19 protein-coding genes and 1 tRNA gene are annotated in these 20,998 nt (G+C 65.0%); 4 read left to right on the top strand and 16 right to left on the bottom strand.

Annotated features, from left to right (window positions below):
- Positions 1–9 precede the first annotated feature (9 nt).
- Positions 10–684 (bottom strand): hypothetical protein, encoded by a 675-nt coding sequence (locus ACIPUB_RS08110; RefSeq protein ID WP_407606925.1) that lies wholly within the window; start codon positions 682–684, stop codon positions 10–12.
- Positions 685–737: 53 nt separating this feature from the next.
- Positions 738–1,598: a glycerophosphodiester phosphodiesterase gene (locus tag ACIPUB_RS08115; protein ID WP_407606926.1), complete on the bottom strand. Its 861-nt coding sequence runs from the start codon at positions 1,596–1,598 to the stop codon at positions 738–740.
- Positions 1,599–1,713: 115 nt separating this feature from the next.
- Here ACIPUB_RS08115 and ACIPUB_RS08120 point away from each other — a divergent pair, with 115 nt between their 5' ends.
- Positions 1,714–2,985 (top strand): DUF445 domain-containing protein, encoded by a 1,272-nt coding sequence (locus ACIPUB_RS08120; protein ID WP_407606927.1) that lies wholly within the window; start codon positions 1,714–1,716, stop codon positions 2,983–2,985.
- A 129-nt stretch (positions 2,986–3,114) separates the two neighbouring features.
- Here ACIPUB_RS08120 and ACIPUB_RS08125 read toward each other — a convergent pair whose 3' ends face one another.
- From ACIPUB_RS08125 to ACIPUB_RS08155, 7 genes are all read right to left on the bottom strand, one after another.
- The gene (locus ACIPUB_RS08125; protein ID WP_407606928.1) at positions 3,115–4,401 is read right to left on the bottom strand and encodes a sodium/glutamate symporter; all 1,287 of its coding nucleotides are present in this window, start codon (positions 4,399–4,401) and stop codon (positions 3,115–3,117) included.
- Between the two features lie 7 nt (positions 4,402–4,408).
- Complete coding sequence (hutG, locus tag ACIPUB_RS08130; RefSeq protein ID WP_407606929.1) at positions 4,409–5,347, bottom strand: formimidoylglutamase; 939 nt, start codon at positions 5,345–5,347, stop codon at positions 4,409–4,411.
- Positions 5,344–6,072, bottom strand: coding sequence for an IclR family transcriptional regulator (locus ACIPUB_RS08135; protein WP_407606930.1), 729 nt, complete (start codon positions 6,070–6,072; stop codon positions 5,344–5,346). Before ACIPUB_RS08135 ends, hutG begins: the two co-directional genes overlap by 4 nt.
- A gap of 845 nt (positions 6,073–6,917) precedes the next feature.
- Positions 6,918–7,739, bottom strand: coding sequence for a hypothetical protein (locus tag ACIPUB_RS08140; RefSeq protein ID WP_407606931.1), 822 nt, complete (start codon positions 7,737–7,739; stop codon positions 6,918–6,920).
- A 210-nt stretch (positions 7,740–7,949) separates the two neighbouring features.
- The gene (locus ACIPUB_RS08145) at positions 7,950–9,512 is read right to left on the bottom strand and encodes an SLC13 family permease (RefSeq protein WP_407606932.1); all 1,563 of its coding nucleotides are present in this window, start codon (positions 9,510–9,512) and stop codon (positions 7,950–7,952) included.
- Positions 9,513–9,907: 395 nt separating this feature from the next.
- Positions 9,908–10,366, bottom strand: a complete 459-nt coding sequence (locus ACIPUB_RS08150; protein ID WP_407606933.1) for a DUF2871 family protein — start codon at positions 10,364–10,366, stop codon at positions 9,908–9,910.
- Positions 10,367–10,523: 157 nt separating this feature from the next.
- Positions 10,524–11,162 carry an alpha/beta hydrolase gene (locus tag ACIPUB_RS08155; protein WP_407606934.1) on the bottom strand — a complete coding sequence of 213 codons (639 nt, stop codon included), beginning with the start codon at positions 11,160–11,162 and terminating at the stop codon, positions 10,524–10,526.
- Between the two features lie 69 nt (positions 11,163–11,231).
- Between ACIPUB_RS08155 and ACIPUB_RS08160 the strand changes: the two genes are divergently transcribed.
- From ACIPUB_RS08160 to ACIPUB_RS08170, 3 genes are all read left to right on the top strand, one after another.
- Positions 11,232–11,807: an Lrp/AsnC family transcriptional regulator gene (locus ACIPUB_RS08160; protein WP_407606935.1), complete on the top strand. Its 576-nt coding sequence runs from the start codon at positions 11,232–11,234 to the stop codon at positions 11,805–11,807.
- A 142-nt stretch (positions 11,808–11,949) separates the two neighbouring features.
- A complete protein-coding gene (gene hisC / locus ACIPUB_RS08165; RefSeq protein WP_407606936.1) occupies positions 11,950–13,029 on the top strand; it encodes a histidinol-phosphate transaminase in 1,080 nt (359 codons plus the stop codon).
- Positions 13,022–14,461, top strand: a complete 1,440-nt coding sequence (locus tag ACIPUB_RS08170; protein WP_407606937.1) for an amino acid permease — start codon at positions 13,022–13,024, stop codon at positions 14,459–14,461. Before hisC ends, ACIPUB_RS08170 begins: the two co-directional genes overlap by 8 nt.
- Positions 14,462–14,563: 102 nt before the next feature.
- On the opposite strand, the gene ACIPUB_RS08175 is transcribed toward ACIPUB_RS08170, so the two are convergent.
- The 7 genes from ACIPUB_RS08175 to ACIPUB_RS08205 form a co-directional block, all read right to left on the bottom strand.
- A complete protein-coding gene (locus ACIPUB_RS08175) occupies positions 14,564–15,829 on the bottom strand; it encodes an endonuclease/exonuclease/phosphatase family protein (protein ID WP_407606938.1) in 1,266 nt (421 codons plus the stop codon).
- A 104-nt stretch (positions 15,830–15,933) separates the two neighbouring features.
- Entirely contained in the window at positions 15,934–17,595 is a 1,662-nt protein-coding gene (locus ACIPUB_RS08180) for a thiamine pyrophosphate-binding protein (protein ID WP_407606939.1), read from the bottom strand.
- 335 nt (positions 17,596–17,930) lie between these two features.
- Positions 17,931–18,695, bottom strand: a complete 765-nt coding sequence (locus ACIPUB_RS08185) for an ABC transporter permease (protein ID WP_407606940.1) — start codon at positions 18,693–18,695, stop codon at positions 17,931–17,933.
- Positions 18,692–19,525, bottom strand: coding sequence for an ABC transporter ATP-binding protein (locus ACIPUB_RS08190; protein ID WP_407606941.1), 834 nt, complete (start codon positions 19,523–19,525; stop codon positions 18,692–18,694). Before ACIPUB_RS08190 ends, ACIPUB_RS08185 begins: the two co-directional genes overlap by 4 nt.
- A 26-nt stretch (positions 19,526–19,551) precedes the next feature.
- Positions 19,552–19,914: a DUF1048 domain-containing protein gene (locus tag ACIPUB_RS08195; RefSeq protein ID WP_407606942.1), complete on the bottom strand. Its 363-nt coding sequence runs from the start codon at positions 19,912–19,914 to the stop codon at positions 19,552–19,554.
- 2 nt (positions 19,915–19,916) lie between these two features.
- Complete coding sequence (locus tag ACIPUB_RS08200; RefSeq protein ID WP_407606943.1) at positions 19,917–20,267, bottom strand: PadR family transcriptional regulator; 351 nt, start codon at positions 20,265–20,267, stop codon at positions 19,917–19,919.
- Between the two features lie 491 nt (positions 20,268–20,758).
- Positions 20,759–20,831, bottom strand: a tRNA-Lys gene (locus ACIPUB_RS08205).
- Positions 20,832–20,998: the final 167 nt, after the last annotated feature.

The raw sequence follows: 20,998 nt of genomic DNA on the forward strand, positions 1-20,998 counted from the left end.
GGGCCCGGCTCAGCCGTGGGTCGCCTCGTAGCGAACCTTGAGCGTTCCTCGCTTGATCTTGGCCTCCAGTATCCGGGTGCCCCGCAACGCGGCCAGATCGCGGACGTGCGTGCCGCCGCACGGTTCCGCGTTGACCCCGGAGATCACCACGGAGCGAATGCCGGCCTCGTCGATGCTGCTTGTGACGGGAGCCCCGGTGGCGACCAGCGCCTCCAACCGTTCCTGGATCTCGGCGATGACCGGCTCGCGAGAGGACGCGGAGGAGAGATCCTCGGGGACGGATTCGGGATGGAAATCCAGCCGCGCCTGACCCGGGAAATGGCTGTGGCCGCTGTGCCGCCAGCCCCGCTCCTCGCCCAGGAGTCCCACCAGGTGCCCGGCAGTATGCAATGCGGCGTGCAGAAGCCGCGTTTCCGGATCCACCGCTGTGCGCACGACGGCTCCCACGTTGCATTGCCCGGCACCGGTGAGGATCACCATCCCGTCCGCGCTGCGCGCCACCGCGACCTCGCGGCCCTCCACCGTTCCGGAGTCTTCCATCTGCCCGCCTCCACGCGGGTGAAAGATGTTCGGACTGACAGCAATCCAGGGCTCGCCCTCATCATCACGCCCGGTGGCAATGACGGCGGCTGATGCCTCAAACAGGTAGGTATCGAAAAAATACGCGTTCACTTGTTGTTCCACGCCGCGAGTCTACGCCTGCGCGTCCCCGTGCTCGGTTCCACCCCGCCCTTGCCCTAGGCCAGGCCGAGGTGTGCCTTGATGAGGGCCGGAACGTTGCTGGTCAGCTGGGCGACGCCCCGGCCAACGAGATAACTGGCGTCCTCGGGATCATCCACCGTCCACACCCGGAATGTTGCGCCGCGGGCCAGCCATCGACTGGTGACCGTGGGATGCTTGCGCATGTAGGCGATGCCGGGTCCCGCCAATTGCGGAACCCCGGCATTAAGCAATTCCACCCCCTCGGTCATGGCCTTGGCCAACACGGCCGCCACCCCTGCACGGTCGCTCTCCCCTGCCTTGACCAGCTCGTCGATCCAGTCCTCGTCGACCTCGGTGACCAATTGGCAGACATGCACCTGCGGGATCCGTTCCATCAGGTAGCGCACCGATCCGGGGTCGAAGCTCATGAACGAAATGTAGATGTCGTCCACCGTGGATTTTTCAGGTTGCCACCCCATGTCCGACAGCTCGGCGATCATCGCTTCTTCCAATTGCCGCCCGTAGGGGCTTGGATGCTTGATCTCCACTGCGAGACCGACGGGGCGGCCGGCATCCTGCAGCAGCTCCACCAATTCGCGCAGCGTCACCAATTGCTCATGGAGCTTCCCATGGGAAGCGGGAATCCGCGGGTTCTTCCATGAGGAGAAATCAAGTGACTTCAACTCGGCCAGGGTCTTGTCCCCGACTCTTCCGTTGGAGTCCGAGGTCCTGTCCACCGTTGGATCGTGATGGCACACCACAAATCCATCGGAGCTCAGGTGGATGTCGCATTCGATGCCGTCCGCCCCGTCCGCCAGAGCCTGCACGTATGCGGCACGCGTGTTTTCGGCATAGGCCTTCGATGAACCTCGGTGGGCGTAGACAAGGGTTCGCATGCCTTTTACGCTACCGCCGTGCCCGAAGCCCGCGCCGCTTGCCGCGCCCGTTGCCGGGTGAACTATCGTGGAAACCTGTTCCATCCGCATGTCCAGGCCAAGGGAGCCGCAGTCAATGTCGTCAACCGGATTCAGCCTTGCCCCCGTGAACGACGCCGCCAAGGCGGTCGCACTGCGCAAGATGAAACGACTCGCCACGGGGTTGCTGGTCATCATGGCGGTGATCTTTGCCGTGGCCTTCGCCCTGCAGCACCGCTATCCGTGGCTCGATTATGTGCGGGCAGCAGCCGAGGGGGGAATGGTCGGTGCGCTGGCCGACTGGTTTGCCGTCACGGCACTGTTCAAGCACCCCATGGGGCTGAAGATCCCGCACACGGCGATCATCCCTCGTAAGAAGGACCAGATCGGCGAGAGCCTGGGTCAGTTCGTCCAGGAGAACTTCCTTTCCCGGGATGTCGTCGGCGCAAAGTTGGAGCAATTCGACGTTTCGCGCACTGTCGGCGGCTGGCTGGCCAAGGAGGACTCGGCCACCCGGGTGGCCCAAGAGGCCTCCACAGTGATCGGGGCTGCACTCGAGGTCCTGGATGACCGTGATGTCCTGGCGCTGCTGGAATCCCTGGCCAAGAAGCACATGCTTGCCCCCGAATGGTCATCGACCCTGGGCCGGATCATGGAGCGGGTGGTTGCCGACGGCCACCACAAGCCGGCAGTGGATCTTTTGGCCGAACGGGCAGGGCAATGGGTGGCCGACAACCGCGAGATGGTCGTTTCCCTGGTCGCCGAGCGCTCGCCCTCATGGGTCCCGGCGATGGTTGACACGCTGCTGGGTGAAAAGCTCCACCGCGAATTGCAGAAGTACGTACAGTCGGTGCGGAGCGACCCACACCATTCCATGCGCTCGAGCATCGATCGGTGGCTGGAGAGGTTTGCCGCGGACATGCAGTCCGATGCGGAAATGATTGCCAAGGTCGAGGCCATGAAGCACTCCCTCCTTGGCGATGCGCAATTGCGCGAATTGGCCGCCACCAGCTGGTCATCCATCAAGGCCGCACTCGTCGACGCGATGGAAAACCCCGGTTCCGAGCTGCGCAGGTCCATGATTGCGGCAATCCGCGACCTCGGCGCGAGGCTGCGTGACGATGCCCGGCTGGCAGCCAAGGTCAACGGGTGGGTGGCGAACGCCGTGGTCTATGTCGTGGAAAACTACAGCGGACAGATCACGTCTTTGATCACGGACACCGTCGCCCGCTGGGACGGCAGGGAGACCAGCGAAAAAATCGAGCTTCAGGTCGGACGGGACCTGCAATTCATCCGCATCAACGGCACCGTGGTTGGCTCCCTGGCCGGTCTGGCCATCTTCACCCTGGCCAACGCCCTGCTGCGCTAGCCTTCCTCGCCGGCCTCGAGAATGGTTCCGCGTCGCCGGCGTTCGGCTTCGATGCCGGCCGCCAACCGGGCCAAGGGTGCGGGACTGGAGTGTCCCGCACCCTTCATCCCGGGAACCCGGAGCGCCGGGCTAGGCGACCCAATTCATGCACCAAACAATCCAGGGCAGGGCGACCATGTCGATGAGCACTGCACCGGCCAAGGGCACGATGAGGAATGCCCGTTCCGACCGGACACCAAAGCGGGAATTGAACGCATCCATGTTGGCCAGTGCGTTGGGCGTCGCGCCCATGCCGTGGCCGATGAAGCCCGCGACCATGGTGGCCGCATCGTAGTTCTTTCCCAATACCCGGAAGACCACGAAGACGGCGAAGGCCAGGATGAACAGCAGCTGCACCAGCAGGATGAGCACCAACGGTCCGGCCAACGAGGCCAGCTCCCAGATCTTCAGGCTCATCATGGCCATGGTCAGGAAGAAGCCGAGGCTGAACTTCGAGATCAGGTCCACCGCGTCGTCGTCGATCTTGACCCAGCCAACCTTGTCGTTCAGGTTGCGGAAGATCAAGGCGATGATCATCGCCCCGACGTAGGCCGGCAGCGAGAATCCGGTCAGTTCCGACAACCAACCGCCCAAGGTCATCCCGATCACCATGACGATGCCAATGACCAACGCGGCCGTCAACAGATTCGCGTAGTTGATCCCGTTCTTGCCTGGGGCCTCTTCGCCCGGTGCGGCCACAGCAGTGGCGGCGGTGTCGGCACTGTCCGAGCTGCCGCCTGCCGTCATGTTCTTGGCCACGGCACCGGCGAAGGCCAACTTGCCGCGCAGACCAGCCTTTTCAGGGATCTCCACGTTGTGCCGCGCCACCAGGAAGCTTGCGGTCATCCCGCCCATCAGGCTGCCAGCGACCAGGCCGAAGGTGGCCGAGGCAATCGCCACCGCGGTGGCTCCCTCGACGCCCATCGCCTCGGCAGTCGGACCGAATGCGGCAGCCGCTCCATGACCGCCCTCAAGGCTCACCGCGCCGGCCATGATGCCCAACATCGGAGAAACGCCCACCACGTTGGCCATGCCGATGCCAATCAGGTTCTGCATGATGGCCAAGCTCCAGCAGACCACCAGGTAGACCAGCAGCAACCGGCCGCCCTTCTTAATGGAGGCCAACGATCCGGCCAGGCCAATGGTCGTGAAGAAGGCGATCATGGCCGGGGATTGCAGCGAGGTGTCCAGCCCGATCTGTGCGGTGCCGGTCTGGCGTAGCAGCAGGACAAGCAGCGCGAACAAGAAGCCGCCGATGACGGGGGCCGGGATGCAGTACTTCTGCAGGAAGCCGACCCGGCGGCGGGCCCACTCCCCCAGGGAGAGCAGAAGCAGCGCGAGCGCCGCCGATTGGACAAGATTAAGTTGGATTTCCATGGGATATTCAGCCTCGGTTCAGGATCAGGTCGTTGATCAACCGCGCCGCCGTACGGGCGGTTCGCTGGTCGAAGTCGAAGTCGGGATTGAGTTCGGCAATGTCGGCGTGCACGAGCTTTCCACTGCCTGCGGCGGCCAGCACGACCTCCCGCACGACTTCCAGCCCGATGCCGAACCCGGCCGGCGCGCTAACGCCCGGGGCCACGCTCGCCGGCAGCGCGTCGAGGTCGACGGTCAGGTACAGGTGGTCCACCGACTGCGCGAATTCTGCGACGAATTGGCGCACTCGGTCGATATTTCCCACATGGCATTCGGTGTCCAGCAGAGTCTTGACCCCCAGTTCATGGGCGCGGTCGAAGAGCGCCTTGGTGTTAGACGCCTCGCTGATGCCCACCGCCGCATAGTGGAAGGTGCGTCCGGCGGCAGCTTCGGCCCGGGCGATCTGGGCGAAGCCGGTGCCCGAAGTCGCCCGGTCCTCATCGCGCAGGTCGAAGTGCGCATCGATGTTCAGGATGCCCAAGCTCCACGGGCCTTCGGCGCCCAGGGCACGTGCCACGCCGGCGTAGCTGGCGAAGGTGATCTCATGTCCGCCGCCCAGCCCCACGGTGAAGTGCCCGTCGATGAGCAGGGATGCCAACGCCGCGGCGAACTGTTCCTGTCCCGCTTCCAGCTCCTGTCCCTCGACCACCACGTCACCGGCGTCATAGAGCGCGACCGGCCGGTGCAGGGCAAGTGAGGACAGCGCCGCGCGCAGCGCATCCGGCCCGGCCTGCGCCCCAACGCGGCCCTTGTTGCGGCGCACACCTTCGTCGCTGGCAAATCCCAACAGTGCGCATCCCGCTGCACTGCCGGCCGTCCAATCGGTGATGGTGTTGTGCCAGCGGGCGTTTTCCGCACCGGGGCCGTCGTGACGGCCACTCCACTGCCCGGGATTTTTCCGAGTCATCGTATTCCTCCACTTAAGGAGTCCGCCGTGCGGCGGACAAGTCTAATCAGTTGCGCAGTGCGGTAGGCACTGCGTTCGGCCGGAGCCATCAGGGTGACCACCCCGCCCAGCGCCCCGGCACCGTCCAAGACCGGGGCGCTCACGCCCCAGATCCCGGCATCGAGCTCGCCGGAGCTGACCGCGTACCGGTCGGCAAGCGCCTGCGCACAGGCATGCTCGATGCCTGCCCTCTGGTCGTCCGATATCAGGTAATGATCAAAGACCCTGTGGCGCGAGTCCCGCGGCATCCGCGACAGGAGCGCCGTGGCTGTGGCCCCGCGCAGCAGGGGTTGCGAAGCGCCCACGGTGTAGCAGCAGCGCAGCATGTGACGCGATTCCACCGCCTCCACGCACACTGCCTCCGCACCGTGAGCGACCATGAAGGCCACGAATTCCCCCGAATCCTCGGCCAGTTGGCGAAGGTAGGGAGTCACCGAACCGGTGGTCAAGGTAGTATCCCGGTACCGCTCGGCAAGCTGCACCGCGATAGGCCCGGCACCGTAGTGCCGGGTGGAGGTCTTTTGTGCAAAGCCGGAAGAAACCAACGAGCTCAGCATCCGGTACACCGTGCTGACTGGAATCTGGGTGGACTCGGACAGCTCCTTCACACTGGCCTGGGGCACCTTTGCCAGCGCTCCCAGGATCCGCAAGGCCCGCGAGGCCTGCGTATCTGCATCCTTGTCCATTTCCACAAAGCACCTATCATTCATGCCGCTCGACCAACCCCGCGGCCAAAGACCGCGCCGGGGACCCAAGGCGCCCTTGGCGGTCCAGTGCTCCATTCAAAAGGGTCAACCCGGCTCATACAAGGGAAAATTCTCGCATAATGAGAATTGAGGCAAAGACCTTCCCGCTGGACGAAACTAGTCCCATGACACACGCCACATCGGATCGACGTATCTAGCCCTACTTGTCAGCGATCGGATTGTGCTCCAGGGCACCATCGGCGTCGCGCCGGCAAACCCCCCAGGCGCGGCATCGAGCGTGACGCACTTCACCCCCGAAGCGCTGTGGGCAGAACCCCGGGGAGTCAGGCAGGGCAAGATTCGTGGCTTTCATTCGGATTTGCGATCCGCTCGCTGCTCCGGCCCCGAGGGCACCAGGCACGGAAGGCCAAGGCGAGGGACGACGACCGCGAAAGAAGTTGAAGGCGGCGCTGCCGGAACAGGGATAACTACGACCCGGTTCCCAGGATCAGGGAACCTCCGCCCTCAGGCATGCAATGCAGCAGGTGGCGCGACGATCGATCCGCACCACGTCCCATGCCGGTCGCGCACCGACCACTTGCGCAACATCGGACGAGCCGGCAGGCGTCGACGAAACTTTCGTGCCGCACCATGGTGGCGCCAAGGACCATGCATGCACCCGGCAGCCGCTCGCCGAGAACCCAAAAACGCAACTGCGGACTCACTCTTTCGAAACCCTTGAGCCGAGCTCCATGGACGCTGGAGGGCACTATCCCCGGCAGCTCACCAAAAAAACTTGACTAGGAGATTCATGTCCCCATCGGGTCTCTTTTCGAATGCTTTCGCTAGGACTCCCGGGGGGTTTCGATACCCTCCGTGCGACGCCGACGCTCAGCATCGATGCCGGCTTCGACCTCGGCGTGCGCCTCGAGACGCTCGCCCTCGCTGACCAACTGGCCGGGGATGGTCGTGGGCAGGGTGCCAAAGGCAAGGGACGCCGCCTCGATGACCTTCTTGCCCAGGAACCGGTTGCCGAATCCGCCAACCGCCGCACCGATGCCAAAGGGAACCGCCCGCCCCAGCATCGAAGCCCCCTGGGTGGCAAGCATCTTCTTCAGGAACGTTCGTTGCATGGTTTTCTGCATGGTCACCCACAAGCTGGAGGGCTTGTTGGCCCCGAACATTGCTGCCCATCCCTGGACGGGTCCGGCGCCACGTCCCGCAACCTGGTGCGTCAGGGCAGAAATCATCGAACTTCCCTCATCGCCCATGAGTATCGCCATGACCAGCAGCCGGGCCTTGTCCGGGTCCTCGGTGGTGATGCCGTGCAGTTCGGCGAGCGACTGCGCATAGAGTGCGCTCGCCTCAAGGAAGCCGACGGTCGCAGCCGCGGAGAAGCCCAAGGCGGCGACGGTTCCGACACCGGGGATGGCTGCCGTAGCACCAACCGCCGCACCGGATCCGGTGATGGCAAGCAGGTAGTCGCGTTCGACGAGCTTGGCCAGCTCCGCCGCGGTGTGGGCAGGGTATTTGCGGCGCAGGCGGCGCAAATAGGCCAGGACCAACGGGCGCTGCACACTGACGGCCTTCATGACGGCGCTCTGCACCCCGGGCTTGGGCTTGCCGTCCGGGCCGATGACACTGGAGGTAATGGGGTTCTTTTTCATCCTGTTCCCACTCTATGGGTACATTGCGGATCGACGTAAGGAATTTTCGCTCGGCATAAGCGGCGCGAACCGACCGTGCCCCGTGGCCGATCGATCCGGCGCCAACGCGAGGGCCGGAACGGCCACCGTCGGCCGCGGAGCACCATGCTGGAATGCCGAGGGCCCGACAGGAAGCAAATCCTGTCGGGCCCGCAAAAAATCAGCAGGGTGTCAGATCGAGATACCGAACGCGAGCGGCAACAACGTGTACAGGGTGACGACGATCAGCACGATCGCCACAAGGTTCAGCCAGACGCCGGCACGGACCATCTGCTTGATGGAGACTTCTCCCGTTCCAAAGGCCACGGCGTTGGATGGCGTTGCCACCGGAAGCATGAACGCCGAGCAGACCGCGAGCGTCATCACGATCGTCATCAGCACCGGGTCCATGCCAATGCCCACGGCCACAGCGCCCATGATCGGGAAGAATGCAGCGGCTGTGGCGGTATTGCTGGTCAGCTCCGTCAAGCCCAGACCAACAATGGCCGCAATAAGCAGGATGACTACAGGCGGCATACCCTGCAGGGCACCAACTTGAGTGCCGATCCACTGGGAGAGGCCGGTCTGCGTGAACATGGCCGACAGGCTGAGCCCGCCGCCGAAGAGCAGGAGCAGGCCCCACGGGATATCGCGCGCCGAGCCCCAGCCCAGCAACGGGGCAGACCCCTTGGCCTCCGAACGCTTCTGCGCCGGGACCAGGAAGCATGCGATGGCTGCGGCCATCGCCACCTGGGTGTCCGAGATCTTGCCCAAGAACGGCAGCGCGGCCTCGACCGCGGGAATGGCTGCAATGAACGGAACAGCCACCCAGCAGAAGATCGCGGCCGCGAAAATGGCCGAAACGCGGCGTTCCGGGGTCGTCATCCTGCCCAGCTTGGCCAGTTCGTCGCGGATCAGATCGGCGCCGCCGGGAATTTCGGTCATGGAGCTGCGGAACACCAATTTTGTCAGGACCAGCCACGCCAACACCAGCATGACGGCGGCAAACGGGACGCCCACCAGCATCCATTGGCCGAATCCCATGTCGTATCCAAGCTCCGATGCCATATAGGCCTTCATCAGGGCCATCGGCGGCTGCCCAATCAGAGTCGCCATCGAGCCGACAGTGACACCATAGGCAATGCCGAGCATCATTGAGGCGGCGAACTTCGTGTCTACGGCATCCTTGTCAATGCTGCGCACCAGCTGAAGGATGGACACGCCAATCGGCACCATGATGACGGCCGTCGCGGTATTGGAAACCCATGCCGAGATGAAGGCGGAGGCAAGCATCATGCCGAAGACGATTTGGCTTGGCTTCGTTCCCATCGCCCTGATGGTCAGAAGCGCAATGCGCAGATGCAACTGGCTCTTCTCCGTCGCCAGGCCGAGAATCACCCCACCCAGCACCAAGAACACCACGGACGAGGCATACGGGGCAGCGACATTCTCCATGGTGTCCATCCCAAACAGCGGGAAAAGAACCAATGGAAGCATCGAGGTCACCGGGATCGGCGCTGCCTCGGTCATCCACCAGATGGCCATCCACAGGGCGCATCCGGCAACGGCCCGCCCCTCGAAGGCCAGGCTAGAAGGCAGGACAAGGGCCAAGACCAATCCGGCGAGCGGGCCGCCGAGCAATGCCCACAGGTTGCGGCGGGGACCGGTGTCGAACGAGTCGGCCGTTTCGGCCGTTTCGCGTATCGATCCCGCGGGCTCTCCCGGGTCGGAACGGACGGGGGCTTCTGCTGACATATGGGGGCTCCTGGGTGTTGCAAACGGTGACCCTCCACACTAGGTGCCGTGATCCAGTAAACAGAAATACCCATTGCGGCCCCATTGGGACGATTCGCATATGGATTGTAGTCCGCCCGTGGTTTTGCTTCGGGGTCACCGAGAAAGCCGACGAAGTCGCGGGGAGGCGCTCCATGATGGCCGGCACCAACCCCGTCGCCGCGACCCTTCGGAGGCGTCCCCGCCCTTTTCGCCAGGGGTCCTTCAGTTCCCCTGGACACCAAGCTGTTGCAGCCAGCGAACGCACCCCCTATCCAGTCGCCTGCGCCAAGCCTCAAGCTGATGCGCTTGCGGCACGGAACACTCTTGGCCAGGAGGGTTCCGCGCCCAGGGTGCCGGAGCCAGTCTTTTTTCGGCTAGCGGCCGGCGCTTGCCGGCGCGGCCGCCCCGGAGGTTTCAGCGGCCTTGAGGGCCGCCCGCAAGGCAACAAACAGGAGGATGACCGCAACGCTCAACGAGATGTGTCCCAAACCGGCAATTCCGGCGAAGGCCGCCGAGCTCGCGTCCTTGCCCAACACCACGAGCGTCCCCTTCACGAGCATCATGCCGCCTGTCACCGCGACGCCGACAGTCCAGAGCCAGTAGAACCAGGTGAAGGCCCGCGGAGCGGCGGCGGAAATGGCAAAGAGCCGCTCCAACGCCAACACGATGAGCAGGAACACGAAGCCGAGCACCAACAGGTGGGTGTGCACCAGCGGCAACTGGGAGGCCGAGCGGTCAGCGAAGTCGCTGGCCTTGGTCAGCGCGCGGTAGTAGAGGCCCGAGAGCACCCCGGTGATTCCAAAGACAAAGGCGGTGTACATCAGGCGCATCATGACGTTGTGGTTCCTTTCGCTGGTGCCCGGGCAAACGGCGGTTGTGCTGGCAGGGCCCTCGGGCACGAGGCCTTGCCGCATCTCACCATCCACTTTGCCCGGATGCGCCCCCGGCCGGATCAACCATCCGGTTGATGGTGCGTGCAGCGGGCGGGAATCACGCCGTTGGCTTGGCTGCGAGGTAGTGCCGGTAGAAGTTGCGCACGTCGCGGCGCTCGTCGGCACCGAAGCCGTGCCCCATCTCCGGGTAGGTGCGGGAAGTCAGGGCCGTGTGTTCGGCGAGCCATTGTCCCGCATAGGCAACGGCATCGGGGTTGATCACCAGGTCGAAGGGGTCCCTGCCCCAGAAAAAAGGAACCGCTTCCCCGGGCTCCGGAACGATGTCGGTGAGGGAAAGCAGCTCGTTGGAGAGCACAAAGCCACTGAGTCCCGTGATCGTGGCATAACTTCCCGGCCGCAGCCGGTGCAGCGTGGTGGCCATGGCCATTCCCTGCGAATGCCCCAGCAGGCTGATCGAGCGATAGCCGCGGGCATACCTGTCCTGCCAATCGAACACCTGCTGTGCGGCGGAGACCACCCGGGCAAAGTCATTGGCGAGGAAGTAGTCCAGCAGGAACCAGCCCCGGTCCCCTCCGACCTCCATCGGCCCGCGCAACGCCACCCCGGTGGCATCCGGCGGAAGCTCGTCGAACCAGCCCGTCATCCGTTCCGGGTTTGACCCGTAGCCATGCAGCATCATGACCAGGTCGGTGCCAGCCCGCCGGCCCGCCGGCCGGGAATAGATTCCCTCATCCATTCATCCACCGTAACCTGTGCCCTCCGGCCGATTCGCGCGCAAGGCGGCAGGAGCCGCATACTGGGGCGCATGAGAATCGATTCGTTGGACGTGTCGCTGATCGAGCTGTTCACCGACTTTCCCGGCATCGGGGTCATGGAGTGTTCCAAGCGCCCGGGAGTTGCCCGCGGCACGGTGCAAAACCGGCTGAACCGGCTCCATGAATCCGGGGTGATCACGCGCATCGCTCCGCAAATCGATGCAGCCGCAATGGGCTATCCGGTCGCCGCGTTCTGCTCGCTGCAGATCCAGCAGAACCTGGGCCACGACGGGATGGCCGAGAAGCTCGCTCAGATCCCGGAGATCCTCGAGCTGCACACCGTCTCGGGATCCAGCGACTTTTTGGTGAAGATCGTGGCCCGCTCCACCGCCGATCTGCAGCGGGTCATCGATGCGATCTCCGCCACCGAGGGCATGGGCCGCTCCGCCTCCTCCATCGTGCTGGCAACGCACTTCGAGAACCGGGTCATCCCGTTGGCGCGGGATGCAGCGCTGCACAATCCCGAGTCCCCCGCAGAGCCGGGCAACCGCCTGCGAAGCAGCTCGCTGCGCAATGGCGGTACCCTGAATGCGGCTAGAAAAAATATTGGGCACAATGTCCAGTGATCCACCACGCGCACTGATCTTTCTGTACAACTTGTGCGGTCTTTTGCCGGGCGTTTGACCGGCCGGAGCTCATTTTCGTAGCTTTTGTGAGGCGCGTCACCGGCGACGTGCGAGCAGCTTGTTTTTCGAAAGGCACCCACCCATGACCCTTGCCCAGCGCACTTCCCTTAACTCGATCCCCGCCTACAGGCAGGGTGCCACACCGGGTGCGGCCCAGAAGGCCTTCAAGCTCTCCTCCAACGAAAACCCGTATCCGCCGCTGGACTCCGTCATCGCCGGCCTTTCCTCCGAGCTGGGCACCATCAACCAATACCCAAATGCCGCTGCCCCCGAACTTGTCGGCGCGCTGGCCGCCCGCCTCGGCGTGGAACCGGAGACCATTGCCCTGGGAGCCGGGTCGGTGGAGGTTGCCGGCCAGCTGATCCACGCGATCGCCAATCCCGGCGACGAGGTCGTCTTCGCCTGGCGCTCATTCGAGGCCTACCCCATCCTCGCCCATGTCGCCGGGGCCACCCCGGTGATGGTTCCGCTGGATGCCGACGGGGCCCACGACCTGGCCGCCATGGCGGAGGCCATCAACGAGCGCACCGCGCTGGTCTTCATCTGCAACCCCAATAACCCGACCGGCACAGTGGTTGACGCCGCGGCCGTGGACGCCTTCATGGCCAAGGTCCCAGCACACGTGCTGGTGGTCATCGACGAGGCCTACGTCCACTTCAACACCGCGGGCGATTCGGCCATCGGGCTGGACTTCTTCCGCCGCTACCCCAACGTCGCGGTACTGCACACCTTCTCCAAGGCCTACGGGTTGGCCGGGCTGCGCATCGGCTATGCCGTGGCGCCTCCCGCGGTCGCTGCAAACCTGCGCAAGACCGCCGTCCCGTTCGGGGTCACCGCGCTGGCCCAGCGCGCCGCGGTGCTGTCCCTGGAACATGAAGACGAACTCCAAGTACGCATTGACGATCTGGTGACCGCCCGCGAATCCCTGCTGGCCACGCTCCGGGAAGCCGGAATCACCGTCACCGAATCCCAGGCCAACTTCATCTGGCTGTCCACCGGCGATGACACCGAGGCCGTCGATGCGGAACTACGGGCCGCCGGCATCTGGGCACGCGCCTTTGCCGGGGACGGCATCCGGATCTCCATCGGGTCCCCCGAAGCCAACGCGGCCATCGCCACCGCCGTCATCTCCGCCCTCAGTCAGGCCCCCGCCCATGTCTAACACCCAAACCGCCCCGAAGCCCGCGAGCCTGAGCACCCGGCAGATCACCATGATGGGCCTGGGCGGCGCCATTGGCGCCGGCCTGTTCATTGGTTCCGGACAGGCCGTTGCAGTGGCCGGGCCGGGCATCGTCCTGGCCTTCGCCCTGGCCGGCTTCCTGGTCATCCTGATCATGAACATGCTCGGCGAAATGGCTGCGGCGAACCCCTCGTCCGGATCCTTCTCCGTATATGCCACCAAGGCCATGGGCCCCAACGCCGGGGCCATCATCGGATGGCTTTACTGGATCCAGGGCGTCATCGTCATCGCCGCCGAAGCCACCGGTGCCGCGGCCATTGTCGGCGGATGGTTCCCCGGGGTCTCGCAGGGCACTTGGTCACTTCTCTTCGTGGCCCTGCTGACCGCCGTCAACCTGGCCAACGTGGCACGCTTCGGCCAATTCGAGTACTGGTTCTCCTTCCTCAAGGTCGCCGCGATCGTGGCCTTCCTGGGCATCGGCGTGGCCATCATCCTCGGGCTGGTGCCGGGCGTCGAAGCCACCGGTCTTTCCAACCTGGTGGCCCACGACGGCTTCCTGCCCAATGGCGTGGTCGGCCTGTGCGCCGGCCTGCTGATGGTCATCTTCGCCTTTGGCGGCATCGAGATCGTGGCCATTGCCGCGGCCGAAAGCGATGACCCGCGCACCTCCATCCGCAAGGCCGTGCGCGGGGTGCTGTTCCGCGTGCTGGTCTTCTACGTGGGCTCCGCCCTGGTCATGGTCTCGGTGCTGCCCTGGTATTCGCCGGAGCTTGCCGCTTCCCCGTTCGTCGCGGTGCTCACCTTCGCGCACATCCCGTGGATCGACTCCGTCATGGCGCTGGTGGTGGTCATCGCCCTGCTCTCGGCCATGAACGCGAACATCTATGCCGCCTCGCGCATGTTGCTTTCGCTCTCCGAGCGCGGGATCGCCCCGAGGGTCATCCAGGTCCGCAACCGGAACAAAACGCCATACGTTGCGGTGACCGCCTCGGTGATCCTGTGCACGATCGCGGTGGTCATGAACTACGTGGCCCCGGACCTGGTCATGCCGATGCTGCTCAACGCCGTGGGTTCCACGCTGCTGGTCACCTGGGGATTCATTGCGCTTTCGCAGCTCATCCTGCGCGTGCGCGCGGACAGGGATCCGAGCATCCACCTGCCGGTGCGGATGCCGCTCTTCCCGTACCTTTCGATCCTGGCGCTGGCGATGCTGGCCGGGATCGTGGTGCTGGCGCTCTTCGATCCGGCGTCCCGCACCCAGTTGCTTGCCACCCTCGGGCTCACCGTGGCGATCGGGGTGCTCAACGCCGTGGCCCAGCGCCGTTCCAGGCGTCGCATGGCCGGAGGCCTTGGCACCCCGGAGGAATCGCCGACCTCCGCAGTCGAGTCGCCCGGCGACCACAAGGTTTCCTGACAGGCAGGACAACCAACACACGCGGCAGCGGTTCATGCAACGCGACGGCCGGGCCCCGATTTTCACCGGGGGCCCGGCCGTCGCCGCTTGGTTGCCGGGGGATCAGCCGGTCACGGTGACATCGACCCAGACCAACCGGTGGTCGCTGCTGGCCGGCGGCCAGCCGGAGACAAGCCCGGCACCGTCTTGCCCGGCTCCCGGCCAGTAGACACCCGAGCCCCGCGCCGGCAGCGTCGCCGAGGGCAACACGTAGTCCACGCGCAGCACCCCCGCAGCTCCTCGCCCGAAGTCGGCCGTGCCCAGGGCGCTGCCGGTAATGCCTGCAATACCCCTGGCTTCGCGGTCCGATGTGCGCTCGGCAGCGGCCGGCAGCGGATCAACCAGCAGCGGGTTGCCGAGGAGCTTCGTGATGGCCGACGGATCGGATTCCCCAGAGACGGCGTCGGAGTTCAAGTCCCCCAGCACCACGAAGTCGCTGCCGGGCTCCAGCGCTCCGCGCTTGCCCGAATCGTCATAGATGTACTCGCCGCGGCCCTCCCCGCCCAGGTAGTCGTTGATGAGCCGGATCTCGTCGTGGTTGCGCGCCCTGTTGCGTTTTTCCGGGCCATCGAAGACCGGCGGGGCGGGGTGGGCGGCAATCACGTGGATGGTCCTGTCCCCCACCGTGATCGGCACATCCCACATGGACTTGCTGGGCAGGGGCAGCACGCCGCGGACCAGGTCGCCGTAGTGGCGGTTCGGCATTTGCGAGTCCGGCATGTCCTTCCACAGGAACTTCTGGAAAGTACGGATCTTCGCGGCATCTATGGGGTGCTTGGAGAAGAGCACCATGCCGTATTGGCCCTCGAACTCCCCGTAGCCCAGGGCGTCGGCGGGGCCGCCGACAATGCCGTCCCCGTCGAGGTCCGCACCGCTGGGGATCCCCGTGTTGGAAGGGGCCAGGTACTTGTAGGGGTAGTCGATGGGATCCTGGCCGCCCTGGCTGCGCTCCAGGTAGTTGCGCTTGAAGCCTTCCGCGGCGGCACCCTCCGGGTCGTAGTCGAATTCGTTGAGCAGCAGCACGTCGGGTGCGTTACGCTGCACGATCTCCGCCACCGCCTGCGCCTGGCCGTCCAGCGGGGTGGAGAGGTCCAGCGCAAGTTGGCCGGGCTGCGGCCGATTCAGCGAGGCGTTGAACGTCGCCACACGCAGGGAGGGTGCCATGACATCACGCCCTTCGGCATAGGGAATGGGGGCTGCCGAGCGCGGCTGCACGGAGATCGACCGTGCTTCGGCCGTTGGGTGCGCCTGCGCAGGGAGGGCACCTGCCGCCCCCAAGGCGATGAGTGTTGCGGCGGCCAGGGCCGTCCGGATCGAATGTCGCACCATCCCACATTAGGGGTGGAACCTACTTTCCGGTAGGTCGGTACTTTATCCAGTCGGGGGTTTTTCTGTCGGCGAAACCCCCGGTCCGCCCGGTGCGGCCGGAAGGCTCAACCGCGAACGCCGGCGGCCTTGCGGTTGGCCTCCAGGACTTCCTCCATGTACGGCGCACGAACATCCGGGGAAATGCGGCAGTCCACCAGATGGATCCCGTCGGCCCCCGCTGCGACCCAGTCGCGCAACCCGGCGAGGTCTTCCAGGCTGCGCACCTTCGTGGCCGAGGCACCGAGCCCGCGCGCCACGGCGGCAAAGTCGACCTCGGGAATCAGCATGGGCCCCTCATGCAGCCCGATGGATCCGTATTGGTGGATCTCCGCCCCGTAGGCGGCGTCGTTGTAGATGACGACGATGCCGCTGCGCACGGTGCGAATGACGGATTCGAGGTCCGCCAGGCCCATGAGGAAGCCGCCGTCGCCACTGGCCAGCACGATCGTGGATTCCGGTGCCGCGGCCCCGGCACCCACTGCGGAGGCCAGGCCCAGCCCAATGCTCTGGTAGGCGGTGCCCACCAGGTTCAGGGCATGCGGCCCGGGGACATCCCAGTACATGGGGCCCCAGCCGATGAAGTGCCCGCCGTCCTGCACCACCACGCGGTCCGCGGGCATGATCGTGTTCAGGGCACGCGCCACCGACCGCGGATCGAGCAATCCGTCCGGTGCCGCCTCGTCGCCGGGCGCATGGTCGTTGACCCGCTCCAACCGGTCGCCCACCTCATCCACCCAGCGCTGGCCGCCGTCGCGCCGATGCACCAGCGGCAGCAGGGAATCGGCGACCGCTGCCACGTCGGCCTGGAGGAACACGTCAACCCGCGGACTGGTTGCGGCGGTGGCGACATCGACCTGGATCACCTGGGCGCCTGCGTTGAAAAGCTCCCCGAAGCGGGTGGTGAACTGGTTCAGCCCGGACCCGAGCACCAGCACCACGTCGGCTTCGTGGATGAGGGCGGCGGTTTCCCCGGAAGAAAATCCGCCGGCGATCCCCAGGTCCCCGTGGCGGTCGGCCAGGAGGTTTGGCGCGAGCACCGTGCTTGAGCTCAGTGCCCCCAGGGAATCGGCGAGCGCGGTAATTGCTTTCGCCGCACCGGACAGCCGTGCCCCGCGGCCATAGAGAACCAATGGACGCCTGGCCTCGTTCAGGGCGGCGGCCGCCTGGGCGAGCAGTTGCGGTGCGGCGGCCGGGTAACCGGGATCCAACGCGAAGTCGCCCAGCGACAGCGGGCCCTCTTCGGCAGCTTCGTCGGCAACGATGTCATAGGGAATCGACAGCACCACCGCGGTGCGCTCGCGCAGGGCGTGGGCGACCGCCTCGAACGCTATGGCCATCGGGCGCCGCGCATCAACCACGAAGGTCGTGGCGCCCACTGCGTCGCTGATGGCGCCCTGGTCAATGTCCCAGGGGCGGGCGCCGGTGGAGGGCTGGTCCCCGGTGACCAGCACCATCGGGATCCTGGCCTTGGCGGCCTCTGCCAGCGGGGTGACGGCGTTGCTGAACCCTGCACCGTAGGTGGTGGTGGCGATGGCCGGCTTCCCGGTGATGCGGAAGTAGGCGTCGGCGGCGGTGACGGCGGCCGACTCGTGGCGCACCGCGGTGAAGCGGAACCCGGTGCGGAGCGCGGCGTCAAGGAAGTGGGCATTTCCGTTCCCCATGACTCCGAAGATCTCGGACGTGCAGGTTAGGAGGGCGCGGGAAACGGCAGCGGAAACTGTAGACATTTTTTGTGACTTTCGAATGCAGCAAAAAGAACTAAGGCCATATTCGTCTTCGGGCAGCGAACCCGGATTTCGCCCATTTTTAGAGCGACGGCAGGAACTTCAGAAACGTTCCGCCTGACGATGCAACGATAACCGCGCCACTGTGTTCTGCGCAACATTGCCCTCAGGTTGAGGGCATTCCCGGCGGCGGGTTCGCTTCCCTGGGACCGTTGATAAAAGCGGATAGGCGGCCCTGGTGTGCATTTCCGCAAACCAGAACCGCCTATCTGCGCGCCAAGGGAGAGCAGGCGCCGTTGCCGTGCGCACGGTGAACGGTGGGTGGGCAGCGCCCCGCCTCAGCGGATCATGCGGCGGTACTTGGCGATCGCGAACCCGTAGGCGATGACCAGGATGCCGCCAAGCCAAGCCAGGGCGATCCAGATGTCGGCGCCAACGGGCTCCTGGGCGAACAAGGCCCTTACGGTGTTCACGATGGAGGTCACGGGCTGGTTCTCGGCAAACCATGCGACGGGACCGGGCATCGAGCTGGTGGGCACAAATGCGGAGCTGATGAACGGGAGGAAGATCAGCGGGTAGCTGAACGCGCTGGCGCCGTCGACTGTCTTCGCAGAGAGTCCGGCGATCACCGCAACCCAGGTCAGAGCCAAGGTGAAGAGGACCAGGATGCCGGCGACAGCGAGCCAGGCGGCAACCGAAGCGCCGGTGCGGAAACCCATGGGCAGCGCGACGCCGATGACGACCGCGACGGAAACCACGTTCGCGGCCAGGGACGTGAACACGTGGGCCCAGAGCACGCTCGAGCGCGCAATCGGCATGGACGCGAAGCGTTCGAAGATGCCGCCCTGCATGTCGAGGAACAAACGGTACGCGGTGTACGCGACACCGGAGGCAATCGTGATGAGCAGGATGCCGGGAAGCATGTAGTTGACGTAGGACTGCCCGGATCCGGTGTTGATCGCACCGCCAAACACGTAAACGAACAAGAGCATCAGCGCAATCGGGGTGACCGCGGTGGTGATGATGGTGTCGGGGCTGCGGAGGATGTGGCGCAGCGAGCGTCCAGTGAGGACGCCGGTGTCGCCCAGGACGTGGGTGGTCATCGGGTTTCCTTTTCTGCGGTGACTGGGCCGTCGGCACGGCCACCTGTTGCGGTGTCCCTCTGGCCGGTGTCGCCCACGAGGGCCAGGAAGACATCCTCGAGGGAGGGCTGCTTCTCGACGTACTCGACCTTGGCGGGCGGAAGGAGTGCCTTGAGTTCGGCGAGGGTGCCATTCTGGATGATCACACCCTGGTGCAGGATCGCGATGCGGTCCGCGAGCTGCTCGGCCTCGTCGAGGTATTGCGTCGTGAGCAGCACCGTCGTGCCGCCGGCGGCGAGATCCCTGACCGTCTGCCACACCTCGAGGCGAGCCTGCGGGTCGAGGCCGGTTGTCGGCTCATCGAGGAAGATGATCGGCGGATTGCCGATCAGGCTCATCGAGATGTCCAACCGGCGTCGCATGCCGCCTGAATAGGTGGACGCCTTGCGGTTCCCGGCCTCGGTGAGCGAGAAACGGGCGAGCAGGTCGTCGGCGATCGCACCCGGCCCCTTCAGGTGACGCAGCCTGGCAATCAACACGAGGTTCTCCCTGCCGGTGAGCACTTCATCGACAGCGGCGAACTGGCCGGTCAGGCTGATCGACTCGCGCACCTTGCCGGGCTCCGCGGCAACGTCGAAGCCGTTGACGATTGAGGTGCCCGCATCGGCCTTCAGCAGCGTCGACAGGATCCGCACCAGCGTGGTCTTTCCCGCTCCGTTCGAGCCGAGCAGAGCGAAGATGCTGCCGGCCCTCACGTCGAACTCCACGCCCCGAAGAACGCGCAGGTCCTTGAACGACTTCTCGATGCCCTGCACCCGGATCGCGGGTTCGAGGGTTTGGCTGGTGGTCATGTCAGGTTCTCCGTTTCCGGGCGCGTTTAAGTCTCGTCGACGGACTGGTCGATGGCATCGTTCAGGCGCTTGCGCTCCTTGTTGATCCACTGACCGTCCGAGTAGTTCTGGATGAAGGTGTCTGCGAACTCCACCGGGTCCTCCCCGACGATGTCGCGGATCGGGGTGCCGTCGACTGCGGCACGCTCGATCAGGTCGGCGAGGTCCTCGAGCATCTGCATGAAGACATCGCCCTTGACGATCGACCCGGCATACATGAAGTAGCGCTCGATTCCGTCGATCGCGGTTCGGTAGCTCGTGGGGAGCTGTTCCTTGCGGGCCTTGTATTGGCGCCAGCGCTTCTTGTCTTCGAACGATCCCGTGACCTGTTCGATCCATTTTGCTGCCATGGCTAGTCTCCTTTTTCCTGCTCGTTTTCGATGTGGTTCTGGAGCTTTTCGATCCGTTCCGCGAGGAAGCTCCATGTCCCCCAGAACTCTTCGAGGTACTCGCCGCCCAATGCGTTCAGCGAGTAGACCTTGCGGGGCGGCCCCTTTTCCGACGGTACCTTTTCGACGTCCACGAGGCCGCGCTTCTCGATCCTGATCAGCAGGGCGTAGACCGTGCCCTCGACGATGTCGGAGAAGCCCTGGTCGCGCAGCCGGGCCGTGATCTCATAGCCGTAGGCCGGCTGCACGGCCAGAATCGCGAGGACGATTCCCTCGAGCGTGCCCTTGAGCATCTCGGTCATTTGCTTGCCCATGGCATTCACCCTTACGCTACTCTGCAATACTGACTACCACTAGATAGTAGCACTGAATAGCGATCGCGCAAGGGGCGGATTGATGCACGTTTATCCCGTCCTCGATCCGGGCCAGAAGTTCCATTGGCAGGCAATCCCGATCGGGACTCTCGCGGGCTAATCTCCGGCGGTGCCGTGCTCGGTGAGGGAAGGCGAAGCCCTCGGCGTGCAACCCTCACCATGGCGTCCGAGCCGGCACTTGCGTCCGTTGGCCCGGGACGCATCTGGGCGGATTCCAACGCCTGGCTTCCACCTCGCGCAACGGACTTATAGGACGGAATGTGTGTCCGGGAGGAGCCCGATTGCCAACGGCCGAGCGGCAAGGGGGTTTCGCTTACTCCTGGGCCACAAAGCCTGGGCAGCTAGGGAAATCCAGGGATTGGCCCGGGGTTGTCGAATCATCCGGGAACCAGAAGATCCCCGCTCTCACGAGGAGAACGGGGATCGATCTGTGCGCCCTGCGGGGGTCGAACCCGCGACCAATGGATTAAAAGTCCAGTGCTCTACCAGCTGAGCTAAAGGCGCGCATGGCACATAGCCAACACCATATTAGCGGATAATCCTGCCCCTCTTGGACAGCCCCGCCCATTTCAACACGTTCTCGATTGCCCAAGGTTCGCTGCGGCGCTCGAGGCCACGGTCGTTCCCCTAGCAGGCCTGCCGTCAGGCTTGTTCCCTCCCCGCACACTCCC

It is taken from the genome of Paeniglutamicibacter sp. ORCA_105 (assembly GCF_045798545.1).
GTDB lineage: Bacteria > Actinomycetota > Actinomycetes > Actinomycetales > Micrococcaceae > Paeniglutamicibacter > Paeniglutamicibacter sulfureus.

What these genes read in the sequence shown, in the direction of transcription:
- ACIPUB_RS08115 (WP_407606926.1), bottom strand. Translation starts at nt 1,598, where the DNA reads ATGCGAACCCTTGTCTACGCCCACCGAGGTTCATCGAAGGCCTATGCC.
- ACIPUB_RS08120 (WP_407606927.1), top strand. Translation starts at nt 1,714, where the DNA reads ATGTCGTCAACCGGATTCAGCCTTGCCCCCGTGAACGACGCCGCCAAG.
- ACIPUB_RS08125 (WP_407606928.1), bottom strand. Translation starts at nt 4,401, where the DNA reads ATGGAAATCCAACTTAATCTTGTCCAATCGGCGGCGCTCGCGCTGCTT.
- hutG (WP_407606929.1), bottom strand. Translation starts at nt 5,347, where the DNA reads ATGACTCGGAAAAATCCCGGGCAGTGGAGTGGCCGTCACGACGGCCCC.
- ACIPUB_RS08135 (WP_407606930.1), bottom strand. Translation starts at nt 6,072, where the DNA reads ATGGACAAGGATGCAGATACGCAGGCCTCGCGGGCCTTGCGGATCCTG.
- ACIPUB_RS08140 (WP_407606931.1), bottom strand. Translation starts at nt 7,739, where the DNA reads ATGAAAAAGAACCCCATTACCTCCAGTGTCATCGGCCCGGACGGCAAG.
- ACIPUB_RS08145 (WP_407606932.1), bottom strand. Translation starts at nt 9,512, where the DNA reads ATGTCAGCAGAAGCCCCCGTCCGTTCCGACCCGGGAGAGCCCGCGGGA.
- ACIPUB_RS08150 (WP_407606933.1), bottom strand. Translation starts at nt 10,366, where the DNA reads ATGATGCGCCTGATGTACACCGCCTTTGTCTTTGGAATCACCGGGGTG.
- ACIPUB_RS08155 (WP_407606934.1), bottom strand. Translation starts at nt 11,162, where the DNA reads ATGGATGAGGGAATCTATTCCCGGCCGGCGGGCCGGCGGGCTGGCACC.
- ACIPUB_RS08160 (WP_407606935.1), top strand. Translation starts at nt 11,232, where the DNA reads ATGAGAATCGATTCGTTGGACGTGTCGCTGATCGAGCTGTTCACCGAC.
- hisC (WP_407606936.1), top strand. Translation starts at nt 11,950, where the DNA reads ATGACCCTTGCCCAGCGCACTTCCCTTAACTCGATCCCCGCCTACAGG.
- ACIPUB_RS08170 (WP_407606937.1), top strand. Translation starts at nt 13,022, where the DNA reads ATGTCTAACACCCAAACCGCCCCGAAGCCCGCGAGCCTGAGCACCCGG.
- ACIPUB_RS08175 (WP_407606938.1), bottom strand. Translation starts at nt 15,829, where the DNA reads ATGGTGCGACATTCGATCCGGACGGCCCTGGCCGCCGCAACACTCATC.
- ACIPUB_RS08180 (WP_407606939.1), bottom strand. Translation starts at nt 17,595, where the DNA reads ATGTCTACAGTTTCCGCTGCCGTTTCCCGCGCCCTCCTAACCTGCACG.
- ACIPUB_RS08185 (WP_407606940.1), bottom strand. Translation starts at nt 18,695, where the DNA reads ATGACCACCCACGTCCTGGGCGACACCGGCGTCCTCACTGGACGCTCG.
- ACIPUB_RS08190 (WP_407606941.1), bottom strand. Translation starts at nt 19,525, where the DNA reads ATGACCACCAGCCAAACCCTCGAACCCGCGATCCGGGTGCAGGGCATC.
- ACIPUB_RS08195 (WP_407606942.1), bottom strand. Translation starts at nt 19,914, where the DNA reads ATGGCAGCAAAATGGATCGAACAGGTCACGGGATCGTTCGAAGACAAG.
- ACIPUB_RS08200 (WP_407606943.1), bottom strand. Translation starts at nt 20,267, where the DNA reads ATGGGCAAGCAAATGACCGAGATGCTCAAGGGCACGCTCGAGGGAATC.